Annotated in this window: 14 protein-coding genes; 9 read left to right on the top strand and 5 right to left on the bottom strand. The window is 70.2% G+C overall.

Annotated elements, in window-relative coordinates:
• Positions 1-127: 127 nt before the first annotated feature.
• Positions 128-535, bottom strand: a complete 408-nt coding sequence (locus ABZS69_RS40390) for a MerR family transcriptional regulator (RefSeq protein WP_355381812.1) — start codon at positions 533-535, stop codon at positions 128-130.
• 59 nt (positions 536-594) lie between these two features.
• Between ABZS69_RS40390 and ABZS69_RS40385 the strand changes: the two genes are divergently transcribed.
• Positions 595-1,302, top strand: a complete 708-nt coding sequence (locus tag ABZS69_RS40385; protein WP_355381603.1) for an SDR family oxidoreductase — start codon at positions 595-597, stop codon at positions 1,300-1,302.
• Positions 1,303-1,305: 3 nt separating this feature from the next.
• Here ABZS69_RS40385 and ABZS69_RS40380 read toward each other — a convergent pair whose 3' ends face one another.
• Positions 1,306-1,644 carry a hypothetical protein gene (locus ABZS69_RS40380; RefSeq protein ID WP_355381601.1) on the bottom strand — a complete coding sequence of 113 codons (339 nt, stop codon included), beginning with the start codon at positions 1,642-1,644 and terminating at the stop codon, positions 1,306-1,308.
• A 204-nt stretch (positions 1,645-1,848) separates the two neighbouring features.
• Between ABZS69_RS40380 and ABZS69_RS40375 the strand changes: the two genes are divergently transcribed.
• From ABZS69_RS40375 to ABZS69_RS40365, 3 genes are all read left to right on the top strand, one after another.
• Positions 1,849-2,652 carry an SAM-dependent methyltransferase gene (locus tag ABZS69_RS40375; protein WP_355381599.1) on the top strand — a complete coding sequence of 268 codons (804 nt, stop codon included), beginning with the start codon at positions 1,849-1,851 and terminating at the stop codon, positions 2,650-2,652.
• Positions 2,653-2,654: 2 nt separating this feature from the next.
• The gene (locus ABZS69_RS40370; protein ID WP_355381597.1) at positions 2,655-3,077 is read left to right on the top strand and encodes a hypothetical protein; all 423 of its coding nucleotides are present in this window, start codon (positions 2,655-2,657) and stop codon (positions 3,075-3,077) included.
• A gap of 61 nt (positions 3,078-3,138) precedes the next feature.
• A complete protein-coding gene (locus ABZS69_RS40365) occupies positions 3,139-3,546 on the top strand; it encodes a hypothetical protein (RefSeq protein WP_355381595.1) in 408 nt (135 codons plus the stop codon).
• Here ABZS69_RS40365 and ABZS69_RS40360 read toward each other — a convergent pair.
• A complete protein-coding gene (locus tag ABZS69_RS40360) occupies positions 3,511-5,004 on the bottom strand; it encodes a PucR family transcriptional regulator ligand-binding domain-containing protein (protein WP_355381593.1) in 1,494 nt (497 codons plus the stop codon). The two genes, ABZS69_RS40365 and ABZS69_RS40360, sit on opposite strands and share 36 nt — an antisense overlap.
• A 138-nt stretch (positions 5,005-5,142) precedes the next feature.
• Between ABZS69_RS40360 and ABZS69_RS40355 the strand changes: the two genes are divergently transcribed.
• Positions 5,143-6,234 (top strand): Zn-dependent alcohol dehydrogenase, encoded by a 1,092-nt coding sequence (locus ABZS69_RS40355; protein WP_355381591.1) that lies wholly within the window; start codon positions 5,143-5,145, stop codon positions 6,232-6,234.
• 13 nt (positions 6,235-6,247) lie between these two features.
• A complete protein-coding gene (locus tag ABZS69_RS40350; protein WP_355381589.1) occupies positions 6,248-7,675 on the top strand; it encodes an APC family permease in 1,428 nt (475 codons plus the stop codon).
• Between the two features lie 171 nt (positions 7,676-7,846).
• Here the strand turns inward: ABZS69_RS40350 and ABZS69_RS40345 are convergent, their stop codons facing one another.
• The gene (locus tag ABZS69_RS40345; protein ID WP_355381587.1) at positions 7,847-9,010 is read right to left on the bottom strand and encodes an MFS transporter; all 1,164 of its coding nucleotides are present in this window, start codon (positions 9,008-9,010) and stop codon (positions 7,847-7,849) included.
• Between the two features lie 196 nt (positions 9,011-9,206).
• Here ABZS69_RS40345 and ABZS69_RS40340 point away from each other — a divergent pair, with 196 nt between their 5' ends.
• The 3 genes from ABZS69_RS40340 to ABZS69_RS40330 all read left to right on the top strand — a co-directional run bounded on the left by ABZS69_RS40340 (position 9,207) and on the right by ABZS69_RS40330 (position 11,934).
• The gene (locus tag ABZS69_RS40340) at positions 9,207-10,100 is read left to right on the top strand and encodes a LysR family transcriptional regulator (protein WP_355381585.1); all 894 of its coding nucleotides are present in this window, start codon (positions 9,207-9,209) and stop codon (positions 10,098-10,100) included.
• A 125-nt stretch (positions 10,101-10,225) separates the two neighbouring features.
• A complete protein-coding gene (locus ABZS69_RS40335; protein ID WP_355381583.1) occupies positions 10,226-11,113 on the top strand; it encodes an alpha/beta hydrolase in 888 nt (295 codons plus the stop codon).
• Positions 11,110-11,934 (top strand): LLM class flavin-dependent oxidoreductase, encoded by an 825-nt coding sequence (locus ABZS69_RS40330; protein ID WP_355381581.1) that lies wholly within the window; start codon positions 11,110-11,112, stop codon positions 11,932-11,934. Before ABZS69_RS40335 ends, ABZS69_RS40330 begins: the two co-directional genes overlap by 4 nt.
• A gap of 716 nt (positions 11,935-12,650) precedes the next feature.
• Here the strand turns inward: ABZS69_RS40330 and ABZS69_RS40325 are convergent.
• Positions 12,651-13,193 (bottom strand): methyltransferase domain-containing protein, encoded by a 543-nt coding sequence (locus ABZS69_RS40325; protein ID WP_355381579.1) that lies wholly within the window; start codon positions 13,191-13,193, stop codon positions 12,651-12,653.
• Between the last annotated feature and the right edge of the window lie 232 nt (positions 13,194-13,425).

Raw genomic sequence — 13,425 nt, 5'->3', positions numbered from 1 at the left:
TCGTCAAGGGACGCCGCGCCATCATCCTGCGGCACCTCACACCGGGGGAAGCCTCCGACGCGGGACTGGGAAGGGATCTTTAGGACATCTCACCTTGATCGTCGACGAGTGATCCGGGTTGCGGCGATCATGGGGTCGCGGAGCGACTCGCCTGCGCGGCGACGTCTCGGTCCGCGATCCACGCGCAGTCGCCGGCCGGGCTTCCGGTGGAGGCGATGACCGCGTCCAGGTTGTCGCGGGTACGCGCCAGCGCCGCGATCTGGGCGTCGATGCGATCACGCTCGGCGGCCAGCCGGGCGCGCGATTCGGGGGTGCTGACCTTGGCATCGACGCAGGGCAGCAGTTCGGCGATGGTCCGGCTGGACAGGCCGGCGGAGTAGAGCGTCTGGATCAGTCGAACGCGGTCGGCCGCCGATTCGGGATAGTGTCGCTGCCCGGACTCGCTTCGGTCCGCCTGCAGCAGCGCTTGCTCCTCGTAGTAACGCAGGGCCCGCACGCTGACGCCCGATCGCGCGGCCAACTCGCCGATACGCACCGTGACCTCCATCACAACACTTGCCTCTGACGTCAACGTCAGGTTTTAGCCTATCCGGTATGCAGATCAACGGAGCACATGTGCTGGTCACCGGCGCCAACCGGGGCCTGGGCCGGCAATTCGTCCTTTCTCTCCTCGACCGCGGCGCCGGCAAGGTGTACGCCACCGCCCGTCGTCCCGACCTCATCGACGTACCGGGAGTCATCCCGCTGCGCCTGGACATCACGGACCCGGCGTCGGTCGCCGCCGCGGCCGCCGCGGCACCCGACGTCAAGATCGTCATCAACAACGCGGGCATCTCCACCGGTGCGAACCTCATCACCGGCGACCTGGACACGATCCGCCGCGAGATGGACACCCACTTCTACGGCACCCTCAACGTGATCCGCGCCTTCGCGCCCCAACTGGCAGACGGCGCGATCCTCAACGTCCTGTCCGCGATCTCCTGGCTCGCCTTCAACGGCGCGGGCGCCTACCACGCGGCCAAGGCCGCCGAGTGGGCGCTCACCAACAGCGTCCGCCTGGAACTGGCCGACCAGCGCACCCTGGTGACGGGCCTGCACCTGGGCGCCGCGGACACCGACATGATGGCCTGGTACGACGGCGACAAGACCGCCCCCGAGGCGATCGTCGCGGCAGCCCTCGACGGCATCGAGGCGCACCGGCCAGAGGTGCTCGCCGACGCCTGGAGCCGCCAGGTGAAGGCGTGGCTGTCCGAGGACCCGAGTGTCATCTACCGGGAAGCAGCGTCCGCCCTCACGGCCTGACCTTCAGGCCGGGCCCGTACGTGGCGCGGTACTGGGCGCGCAGTCGGCTGCCGCTGGCCCCGTGTCGGTGATCACTACCGGCCGTTCGTCTTGCCACCATTCGTAGTGGTCTCCGTTGCCCAGGAACTTCCACCGCTGGCTGGAGGAGCCTACGGCGCAGACATAGCCGTCGCTCGAGTCCAGCCAGTAGTCGGTGTAGGCGCCATCGGCGATTTTCATTCGACAGCCCCACTCGTCGTCCTCGTCCTGGCCGTCTACCGCGTGGAAGTGCGCGCCGGCGCTAATGAGTCGGGCGCCGATGGGTTCGCGGGTGGGCAGAAGAATGGCCGCGATGCGGGGCATCAGATCTCCGTCCTCACGGTGCTGGAGCAGTGCCGGCGGCCATCCGGGGCCACGTCGTGCCGCCACCGCCCCGGATTGGTCCGCGGCGCGTACGGCGTGCCGCGCGGCGAAGCAGGCGGCTGGCGACAATGCGTCGATAAGCGCATTTGTCGGGCCGGATCCGCCCTATGATCCTGATGATCGACTCCGTGAGGAAGGGCACCTGTGGGCGAGAAGTCGGATGAGTGGAAGAGCGCGATCGACACGACCAGGCCCAGCATCGCCAGGGCCTATGACGTCGTCCTGCACGGCAAGGACAACTTCGAGGTCGATCGCGCGTTCGTCGCGGAGATCGTCAAGGTCATCCCGGAGATCTACGACGTGGCGGCCTACAACCGCCAGATCCTGGACCGCGGCGTCCGTTTCATGATCGACCAGGGCATCACGCAGTTCATCGACCTCGGCTCGGGGCTGCCGACCGTGGAGAACACCCACCAGGTCGCGCAGCGCGCGAACCCGGAGGCCCGCGTGGTCTACGTCGACAACGACCCGATGGTGCTGGCCCACGGCAGGGCCCTCCTGGCCGAGAACGAGCGCACCGCGGTGGTCACCTCGGACCTGCGCGACCCGGTCGCGATCCTCGGCGACGAGGCCGTCAAGCAGCTCATCGACTTCGACCGCCCCGTCGGCGTGATGCTCGTCGGCATCCTGCACCACCTGCACGACGACGAGGACCCGCAGGGAATCGTCGATGCGTACATGGCCGCTGTCCCGCCGGGCAGCTACCTCTTCATCACCCACTTCTGCGACTCGAGCGAGGAGTCCCGGGACGCGGAGAAGCAGTACCTCGCGCTCCTCGGCACCGGCAGGTTCCGCACCGTCGCGGAGATCACCGGCTTCTTCCAAGGGTTCGAGCTGGTGGAGCCGGGCGTCGTGCCGCTGCCGTTGTGGCGTCCGGAGGCGGACGCCCCCGAGGAACTGACCGTGGGCCAGCGCCTCATGTTCGGCGGTATCGCCCGCAAGCCCTGATCGTGTCGTCACTCCGGGGCCCCGAACTGAGCCGGGCGGCCATGGACCTGGCCCGGCGGCAGGGCGCGGCCCCCGAGCTGATGTACGTGGTGGACCTGCCCGGGCAGTCGGTCGGCGTGATCAACGACGACGGTTACTGTGAGACCCGGCGATGGCCCTGCTCGGCCGGATGGTTCGGGAGGTGTGGTTTGCCTGGGCCCGCGAGCAACTCCACCCAAAGCCGTCCTGGCCGACACCCTGGGACGAGCTCGACGCGGGACAGCGCGACGTCGACATGCGCATCGGTCGCGATTGCCGACACGGTGCGCACCGCCCGCGAGGAGGCGGCCCGCGACGACCAGGCCGCCCAGCTCGCTCAGGCCCGCACCGAGCAGAGCGAGGCCGACGCCCGGCGGGGGCTCGAACGCCCGACAAGCTCGCGGTGATCAACGAGGCCCCCGTCAGGGTCCGGCGGGATGCGGAGGAGCGGCTGGTCCAGCCCCCCAGGTGGTCTCAGGCGATCTGATCCTGCTCGGCCCCGGCGACCGCCTGCTGGTGGACGGCGAGGTGGGGGAGTCCGACGGGCTGGAGGTGGACGAGCCGCTGCTGACCGGCGAGGCCGACCCCATGCACAAGCAGCCGAACGTGCCAAGAAGACGGCCGAGCGCGAACGTACGACCCGGCTCAAGGCGCACGAGGCCGAGATCCGGGTGCTCACCACCGCCGGCGATGCACCCGCGCGCCGCGCTGCAGGAGGAGAGCACCAAGTTGGCCGAGCGGGACAAGCAGCTCACGGAGGCCCGCGCCGAGGCCGAGCACAACCAGTGCCTTGACCGGCCGCGTCAGTTTGTCGATGGTGCCGACGGCACGACCAACCACCTAGCCGCGGCGGCGCTCGCCCGCGGCGTCCGGTGACGGCTGACGGGTCACCAGTGCCTGCAGCGCCAGCCAGGCGATCACCCGGTCCTCGGTGGCGTTGATCGACAGACCGGTCAGCTCCTCCACCCGGGCTATGCGCTGGCGCAGCGTGTGCCGGTGGATGCCGAGCTGTGACGAGGCGGCCTCCCAGCTGGCGTTCTCGCTGAGGAACACCTGCAGCGACCGCAGCAGCACCGGGTTGTCCAGCAGCGGCAGCAACGGTGAACGCAGCGCCGCCTGCGCGGCCGGGTCGAGTCGCTGCAGCACCAGCCGCCCGGTGGCCAGCTCGCCGAAGGCGACCATGGGCTCGGCGTCGGCGACGGCCACGGCCAGCGCCTGCTCGGCCTGCTGGCGGCTGAGCTCGGCGCGGGCGAGCGGCTGTGCCGTACCCACGCCGCAGCGGGCAGGGACGCCGTCGTCGGCGGCCGCGCGCACGCGATCGGCCCAGCGGCCCAGCTCATCCTCCGGGACCAGCACCATGACCTGGGCGGAGTCGGAGCTGACGAGCTGCGGCAGGTCCAGCTGGGTGCACCAGTCCAGCACGTTCTCCTCCAGCGGTACGGCACGCGAGCGCGAGCGCAGCAGCGCCACGGCCACGTTGCCGGCCGGCAGGTTCCATCGGGCGGCCACCCGCTCGATGAGCCCCTGATCCCCGGACATGAGCGCGTCCACCGCGTCGGCCCTGGTCAGATGCCAGGTGTCGCCGCCGCTGAGCGGGTTGAGCGCCAGGTCGAGCAGGAGCGCGGCGTGCTGGGCCAGCTCCCTGGTGAGGCTGATCCTGTCGGGGCGCGCGGCCACCACCAGGTGAGCGCGCGGTCGGATGGGATCGCCCACGCCGTACACGGTGATGTTCGGGTGCCTGATGCGGGAGCGCTGGCCGGAGGCGGCGGCCCGGGCGTCGTCGAGGTGCACCCGCGCGGCGCCCACGGCCGCGTGCACCTTGCCGTGCCGGTCGAGCAGCACGGCCCAGCTGTCGACGCGGGCGGCCAGCACGGTGACGATGCCCTGCGTGCCCGCGCTGCGGGCCACCCGGGTCATGGCCGAGACGCCCTCGGCGATCAGCCGGGCCTGTGCCGCGTCAGAGCGCAGCAGGTCGGCGTTGAGCTCGAAGGTGACATCCTGGAAGGCGACCCCGGCGGGCACCTCGAGGATCGGCAGGCCGCACGCTTGCGCCGCGTCGACGAGGGCCTGCGGAGTCCTGGCGTGGTGTGGCCCGACACCGAAGCCGATCGCGGCCACTCCGGCCTTGACCAGCCGTTCGGCATAGGCGCGCTGCCCGGCGGGATCGTCGAGGGTGAGGCCGACGGTCAGCAGCAGCTCGCCGCCCTGCAGCCACGGGGTGGGGTCGGCGAGCTCCGACAGGTGGGTCCAGCGGATGGGCCGGTCGAGCGCGGAGTCGCCGGACAGCACGCGCAGCCCGAAGCGCTGAGCGACGTCCCCAACCGTCTCCAACATAGCGAATCGTCGCCCTTATCCCTGGTCAATGGACATTTGGCCACATGCGTTGTCAACGCGGCAATTCATACCATGACCATCACGTTGCGTAACGCCGGGTGCCATCTTCCCTATTCCCGGCCCTATCGAGGAGGTCAGTTGCGAGCCGCGGTATTCGAGTCGGCGGAGTCCCCCGTCGTGATCCAGGACGTGGACCTGGCCCCGCCCGGTCCGGGCGAGGTACGGGTGAAGATCGCCGCTGCCGGGGTGTGCGGATCGGACCTCCACGTGCGGCGTGGCGAGTGGGACGTCCAGGCTCCCCTGGTGATGGGCCATGAGGGCTCCGGCGTCGTCACCGCGCTCGGGCCGGGCGTCACCAGCCTGGCCGAGGGCGACCACGTGGTGCTGTCGTGGGTGGCCCCATGCGGCCGCTGCCGGTACTGCCGGTCCGGCCACGAGGCCCGCTGCCAGGTCGCGGCCAACGTCGTGGCCCCGGGCGGCGTGCTGCAGGACGGCACCAGCAGGCTCAGCCGCGGCGGCGAGACCATCTACCACTACCTGGGTGTCTCGTCCTTCGCCGAGGAGGCCGTCGTGCCCGCCTCCGGCGCGGTCAAGGTCCGCGACGACGCCCCGCTCGACACGGTCGCGCTGGTCGGCTGCGCGGTCGCGACCGGGGTGGGCGCCGTGACCAACACCGCCGCGGTGGTGCCGGGCAGCACGGTGGCCGTGATCGGCTGCGGCGGCGTCGGGCTGTCCGTCGTGCAGGGCGCCAAGCTGGCCGGCGCCGAGCGGATCATCGCCATCGACACCCGGCAGGAGAAGACCGCCCTGGCCGCCGCCCTCGGTGCCACCGACCAGCTGCCGGCCGAGGACCCGGTCGAGGCGCTGCGCGACCTGCTGCCCGACGGCGTCGACTACGCCTTCGACGCGGTGGGCCACCAGTCCACGCTGGAGGCCGCCATCAAGATGCTCGGCCTGGGCGGCGCGGCCGTCGCGGTCGGCCTGCCACCCAAGAACACCCTGGCCCGCTTCGACCCGCTCGTACTGGCCGAGGCCGACCAGCGCATCCTCGGCTCGAACTACGGCAGCGTCCGCCCGGCGATCGACATCCCCGCGCTGGTCGACCGCTACATGGACGGCCTGCTCCGGCTCGACCAGCTGGTCAGCCGCCGCGCCGCACTCAACGAGGCCCCCCTCGCGCTGGAAGCCCTGGCCAGCGGCGAGGCACTACGTACCCTCCTGATCCCCTGAGGAGACATCCCCCATGACCCAGACACCCGTAACGCAGGCCGAAAACGGCCTCAAGAAGGGCGCGATGTCGGCCGGCGAGGTCGTCGCCCAGGCCCTCGCCAACATCGCGCCGAGCGCGGTCATCGCCTTCAGCGTGGCCGGCATCTACGCCAGCTCGGGCAACGCCTCGTGGCTGTCGTTCACGCTGGCCACGATCGTGATCCTGGCCGTCGGCTACTGCATCGCCCAGTTCGCCAAGCGGCGCGCCTCGGCGGGCTCGCTCTACAACTACGCCGCGCAGGGCCTGGGGCCCTTCGGCGCCTACCTCACCGGTGTCACGCTCATCATCGGCTGCTTCGGCATCGCGGCCGGCTCGCTCGGCGGGGCCGTCTACCACTTCACCGTCTTTTCATCGCAGATCGGGCTGCCGATCGAGGGCACGGCATGGAACGTCCTGCTGGCCGTCGTGATCGGCTCGCTGGCCACGCTGTTCACCGTGTGGGGCATCCGGCTGTCGGCCAGGATCTCGCTGATCCTGGAGGTCGTCTCCATCACGATCATCACGCTGATGTTGGTCGTGGTGCTCTTCTGGGGCGGCGGCCCGGTCGTGGACACCGACCAGCTGACGCTCTCGGGAGCCGCCCCGCACGGCGTCGCCGTCGGCATGGTGCTGGGCATCCTCGGCTTCGTCGGTTTCTCCAGCTCCGACGCGCTCGGCCGGGAGGCCAAGGACCCGTTCAAGGCCATCCCGCGGGCCATCATGTGGAGCGCGTTCGGCGTCGGCCTGCTCTACATTTTCGCGTCCTACGTGCAGGTCGCCGGATTCCACTCGCTCGGCGACCTCGGCGCGAGCGCGAACCCGCTGGACGAGCTGGCCAAGGCCGCCGGGCTGCCCGACTGGATCAGGCCGGTCCTCAGCCTCGGCGTCACCGCCTCGTTCTTCGCCGTGGTGGTCGCGCCGATCAACGTCATCGGGCGGATCGTGTTCGTCATGGGCAAGGAGGGCGTGCTGCCCGCCTCGCTCGGCCGTACCCACCGCACCCAGCAGACGCCGCACCGCGCCATCCTGGCCGTCGCGCCCGGGGTCGTGCTGCTCACCGCGGTCCTGTTCGCGCTCGGCGTGGACGGCATGGAGATCGTGGTCAACGTCGACACCTACGGCACCTACGGCTACATGATCGCCTATGCGGTCGTCGCGCTGGCCACGCCGATCTTCCTGCGCCGCGAGGGCGTACGGCTGCCGCTGGTGTGGCCCTGCGTGGTGGTGTCGGTGGCCGGGATGGCCTACGTGTTCTGGGTCAACGTGGTTCCCTGGCCGCAGTGGCCGCTGAACTTCGTGGTCCTCGCGTTCTTCGCCACGGTCCTGGTGACACTGGCCTGGTACGGCTACCTGCGTTCGGCACGACCGGCCGCGATCCGGGCGATCGGCAGCACCGAGACCGACTTCCCCGAGATGGCCTGAAGCCGGGCGGGAGCGTGCTCAGATTGCCGGCTCCGGTCGTCGGGGCGCCGCGGGCAGTGCCTGCCGTCGCAGGAGGAGCAGCGCGAGCGAGCACCTCGGCGGTCTGCTTCTCGCTGAGGATTGCCCGGCGGCGGGCGCGGCTGACGGAGGCGTTGGTCTTTGACGAGGTGTTCACCTCACTCGGGCGCCCGCGTCATCATGACGCCCGTCCGTGCGCCGCGAGCCGGCGCGACGTCGGCGGCGGAGCGCCGGGCCGAGCGCCTGCTGGGCGGCGAAGAGAGCGATCCCGGTGATCGCGCATGCCGCTGCCAGAGCCGTGCGTCCGGCCTGGTCGAGCAGTACGGTGCCGGCCAGCGGGCCGAACACGGCACCGACACTCCAGGTGGCGGAGGCGATGCCCATGTACCTGCCGCGCAGGTCCGCCGGTGCGAGGTCGGCGAAGGTGGCGCCGAACATCACGGCGATGCCGATCTGGCCGAGGGTCCAAACCAGGACCGATCCGGCGTAGCCGACACCACTCTCTACGAGGGTGCCCAAACCGACGCCTGCACCGGCCAGGAGCATGGACACGGCCAGCACCGAGCTGGGGTCGCGACCGGCAAGCAGCCGTACCGCCAGTGGTTGGCCTGCCACGATGACGATCCCGTTCAGAGCCAGCACCGCGCCGTAGGTCGCGGGGCCGTGACCATCTGCCGTCATGACGAGCGGTAGCGTCGCGAACGTCTGCAGGAACAGGGTGAAATAGGCGACGTAGATCAACACCATGACGATCATCAGCCGGTCGCGCAGGAGCACCGGCAGCAGCGCTCGGCGGGTCTGATTCGGTGTCGCCGGCCGGGTCTCGGGAATCCGCCGCCAGACGATCAGCGCCGCGATGATCGAGGCCGTGGCATTGATCCAGAACAAGAGTCCATACCCATACTGGGCCAGGACCCCCGCGGTGATCGTGGCGATGGAGAAGCCGAGGTTGGCCGCCCAGAACAGCAACCCGAAGGCCCGGACCCGCTGGCTCGGATGGAGGTCGGCCACCACAGCCGACCCAACCGGGCGGAACAGGTCCGCCATCAGCCCGACACCGAGCGCCGCCGCCCAGATCACCGGCACCGTGTCGGCCGAGCCGAGCGCGATGAGCGTCACGGCGGTTCCCAGGAACCCCACCAGCATGGTGTGGCGTCGTCCGATCCGGTCGCCCAGCCAGCCGCCGAGCACCTGGGATCCGATGCCTCCGGCACCCGTCGCCGCCACCACCGCGCCCGCGGTCGTCGGCGTCAGCCCCTGCTCCTGCGTCAGATAGAGCACGAGGAACGACTGCGCGACTCCGCCGGCGCGGCTCACGAAATGAGTCGCCGCCAGGGACCAGACCAGGCTGGGCAGGTCCAATCGCAGGCGGGACAGTCGGCGGCCGAGCGGTATCGGGGTCGGAGCGGGTGTGTCGTAGGTCGTCATGCCGATGACACTAGGATCACCTAGGACATCAGGAAAAGCGATTACTTTCGATCAAATCAATCGCAATTCGCGATACTCTGAGGTTATGGCTGAGGTTGAGCTGCGCCACCTGAGGACGATGGCCGCTATCGCCGAGGAGGGAACGTTCGGCCGAGCGGCGGTTCGCCTCGGCTACACCCAGTCGTCGGTGAGCCAGCAGATCGCCGCGCTGGAGAAGGCCGTCGGTGGCCCGGTCTTCGACCGGCCCGGAGGTCCCAGGCCGGTACGGACCACTCCTCTCGGCGAGGTGGTCCTGGCCCACGGGCGCGATCTGCTCACGAAGTCGGAGGCGCTGGCCGACGCCGTCGATCGTTTCAAGGCGGGTAACGGCCGGATTGACATCGGCACCTTCCAGGGCGCGACCAAGCTGATCCTGCCGGCCGTCGTGCGCCGGCTGCTGAGCGAGCACCCCGGCTGCGACATCCGGCTGTCGGAGGTGGGACCGGAGGATCCGCGGATCGGAGATCTTGACCTGTTGTTCCACTACGATCGGATCGACGGCGACGTCGAGCATGTCGAACTGCTCGACGAGCAGTACCTCCTGGTGGCCGGCGCAGGTGCGTTCCCCGATGGTCCGGTACCGGTGAAGCTGCTCGACGACGCTCCCATGGTCGCCTGGCCGCCCACCGTCCACCAAAGATGGCTGGAACGGGAGCTCGCCGGCGCGGGCGCCCGGCCGCGGATCGTGTTCCGAACGGCCGGCCACGAAACCGTCGTGTCGATGGTACGGGTGGGCCTGGGCTCAGCGGTGTTGCCCTGGCTCGCCCTCCAGGGATCCGATGTCTGGTCCGACGACCGGCTCAGCGTCCATCGACTGCGACCGTCGCCCGTCTGCACGTGGTACCTGTACTGGCCGGCCGGGCGCACCCAGTCGCCCCTCGCGGCCCGAGCCATCGACATCGCCGTCGAAGCCGCCAATGAGCTGGCTGGCCTGATGTGACATCGGACGAGTCACGGGAGAGCGCGGAAGTGCTCAGCGGCAGCTGACTATATCGCTATAGGCGATTGATTCAATCGAAAATCATCGCTTTTCACGATGGGGCCGCGAGGCTTAGCGTGCCAGACATGAACGACCATCAAGATCACCTCGAGCAACTCCTCAAAATCAACGGCGTAGAGCTCTGCGCTCAGACCTTTGGTGACCCGGCCGCCCCCGCCCTGCTGCTCATCGGCGGCGCCGAGGCGTCGATGGACTGGTGGGACGATGAGTTCTGCGAGCGCCTCGCCGCCGGCGGGCGGCACGTCATCCGGTACGACACCCGGGACACCGGCCGCTCCACAACCTTCCCGCCCGGCGAGCCGCCGTACGGAAGCGACGCCCTGCTCGACGACGCCGTCGGCCTGCTCGATGAACTCGGCATCGCGGCCGCCCACATCGTCGGCGTCTCCATGGGCGGCGGCATCGCCCAGCACCTGGCCGTGCACCACCCCGGCCGGGTCGCCTCCCTGACGCTCATCGCCACCAGCCCGGGCGGACCCGGCGACCCTAATCGCCCTGACCTGCCGCCGATGAGCGCCGAGCTGGCGAAGCGGTTCGCCGAGGGCGGCGACGAGACGCCCGACTGGTCCGACCGCGAGGCCGTCATCGCGTACTACACCGACGGCGAGCGCACCTTCGCGGGTACCATCCCCGTCGACGAGGAGCGGCTGCGCCGCGTCGTCGGCCGCGTCTGGGACCGCGGCCCGTCCCTGGCGTCGGCGCAGAACCACTGGCAGCTCGCCGGCGGCGAGCCCGTCCGCGCCCGCCTCGGTGAGATCGCGGTGCCCACGCTGGTATTGCACGGCACCGCGGACCCGCTGCTCCCGTACGGGCACGGCGAGGCGCTGGCACGGGAGATCCCGGGAGCACGGCTCGTCCCGCTCGAAGGCATGGGGCACCAGATGCCGCCGCCGGAGCTCTGGGACATCGCGATTGCAGAGATCCTTTCAGTTTCCGCAGGAGAGTGCCCGTGAACCGGCTGCGATCGGCACTCTGGCTGCCGCTCTTCGACGAGCTCGCCGATCCGCGGGCGGTGGCGAACCTGGCCGCCGAAGCGGAGGAAGCCGGGTGGGACGGCTGCTTCGTGTGGGATCACCTGTCCTGGCGGGCGCCGGTTCAGCAGGTCGCCGACTCGTGGATCGCGCTGGCGGCGATCGCGACCGCGACCGAGCGGCTGCGGCTCGGCCCGATGGTGTCGACGCTCGCCCGCCGGCGGCCGGCCAAAGTGGCGCGGGAAACCGCGACACTGGATCAGCTGAGCGACGGCCGTCTCACCCTCGGCGTCGGACTCGGAAGCGACCGGTTCGGCGGCGAGCTGTCCAAGACCGGCGAGCAGCTCGACGACCGGCAGCGCGGGCGGATGCTCGACGAGTCCTTGGCGATCCTGGCCGCCGCCTGGTCCGGCGAGCCGGTGCGCCATCGCGGCGAGCACTACACCGTCGACGACATCACGTTCCTGCCGCGGCCGGTTCAGCGGCCCGGCGTGCCGGTGTGGGCCGCCGGATTCCCCGGCAACGTCAAGCCGATCCGCCGGGCCGCCCGGCTCGACGGCTTCTTTCCGATCAATCTGGAGCACCCGGACCAGCTCGCCGAGGTCGTCGCCACCCTCACCGAACTGCGACAGGGCGAGATGGCCTCGTACGACATCGCCATCAGCCTGCCCTCCGACGTCGACCCACTGCCGTATGCCGCCGCCGGCGCGACCTGGTGGCTGACGGAGTTCGACCCGGGTGTACGGCTCGACTCGGTGCGCGGCGTACTCCGCGACGGCCCAGCGAATCCGGGCGGCGATTGAGCCGTCCTACCACCACGCCGGACTGGGGTGCTACAACGTGCGGCCGCTGACGTCCGGACCGCTGATCGCGTGCTCGACATCGGCTGCGGTCGCGCAGCGGCTGCGGACGCGCAGCGATGGCGGGCGCGCGCTCATCCGGCGCAGCGCGCGGTAGGCGGTGGCTCACCCGAATCCGGCCCTGGCGCCGCCGCTGTCCCAAGCCGATCTGGCGGCCTGGATCGGCGCCAATCCCTCAGCGGTGGCGCGCACCCCGGCCAACAGGCGCACCCAGCACGTGGCCGAGACCGGCTACGGGATCGGCTGGGCCTTCCCTGACGCGTCAAGGATCGGTTCCCACATGGCACGTCGTGTGCCGACGTCGCCGACGGCTGCATCGCATCGTGACGCCCGGCACGCTGCGCGCCTGGCACCGCAGGCTGGTCACGAAGAAGTGGACCTACCCCGCCAAGCAGGGCCGGCCCCAATATCCGAAGAGATCCGCGATCTGGTCGTCCGGTTGGCACGGGAGAATCCACGATGGGGGCATCGACGCATCCGGGACGAGCTCCTCGGTCTTGGATACCGGGGGTCCGCTGGGTTCTGGCGGCGGCGGTTTTTGGGCCCGTGCCGCGCCGGGCTTCACCGACCTGGCCCCAGTTCTTCAGCTCTCGAGCCTCCGGAATCCTGGCATGTGACTTTCTCCACGTCGACACGGTGTTCCTCGAGCGCCGGGCGGGTCATGAGAGGGATGCGAACCATCGCCCCGCCGCGTTCCAGTGCTCGACGGTGGGGAACCCGGATCGCCCGGCAAGGGGGGCGATGTCGTCGATCGAGACGGTCGCCCAGGTGAACCAGTCGCCCGTGCGCCCGGCCTGGCGCAGCCGTACGGCGTGGACCTCGCTCTGTGCACCCGGCGGCGAGAGTTCGGCGATCACCGTTCCTCCTGACCTGACCAGTTCGCGCAGGCGCCGGAGGAGGGCTGCGGGGTCGCCGCCGATGCCGATGTTGCCGTCGACCAGGAGCGCCTCGGCCCACCGCCCGGTTCCTGGAAGGGGTTCGAAGACGCACCTGCGCAGCGCCAGGCCGCCGGCGCGGCGGGTCAGCTCCACGGCCAGGGGTGTGATGTCGATGCCCAGGGCGGGAACCCCCATCCGGGTAAGCGCCACGGTCAGTCTTCCGGGTCCAGAACCGACATCGAGAGTGGGCCCGCAGCATCGGGCCAGAATGTGTTCGTCGCCCTCGTTGTACCGCAGCCAGCGCTCGGCGGAGAGCGACCGCATTCGGCCGTCGGCATATTCAACGTCTACGTTTCTGCCTTTGAGACTTTCTTCGTAGAAAGCGCCGATCACGCGGCTCTTCCATTGTGGCGGACGCTGGGAAAGAGGGCTGCCGGAATGTTCACGCGACTACTTGTGATCATGCAGTCACGTTACCCCGGCAGGTCGGTGGCGATCCTTACGAAGCTGTTAAGGACGGGGAGCTGCGACCGCCTGGCAAAACCGTGTCCATCAC

The organism is Nonomuraea sp. NPDC005650 (genome assembly GCF_040605375.1).
Lineage (GTDB): Bacteria > Actinomycetota > Actinomycetes > Streptosporangiales > Streptosporangiaceae > Nonomuraea.
Note: the sequence above shows the minus strand (reverse complement) of the source record. Positions and strands in the feature narration are given on the sequence as shown.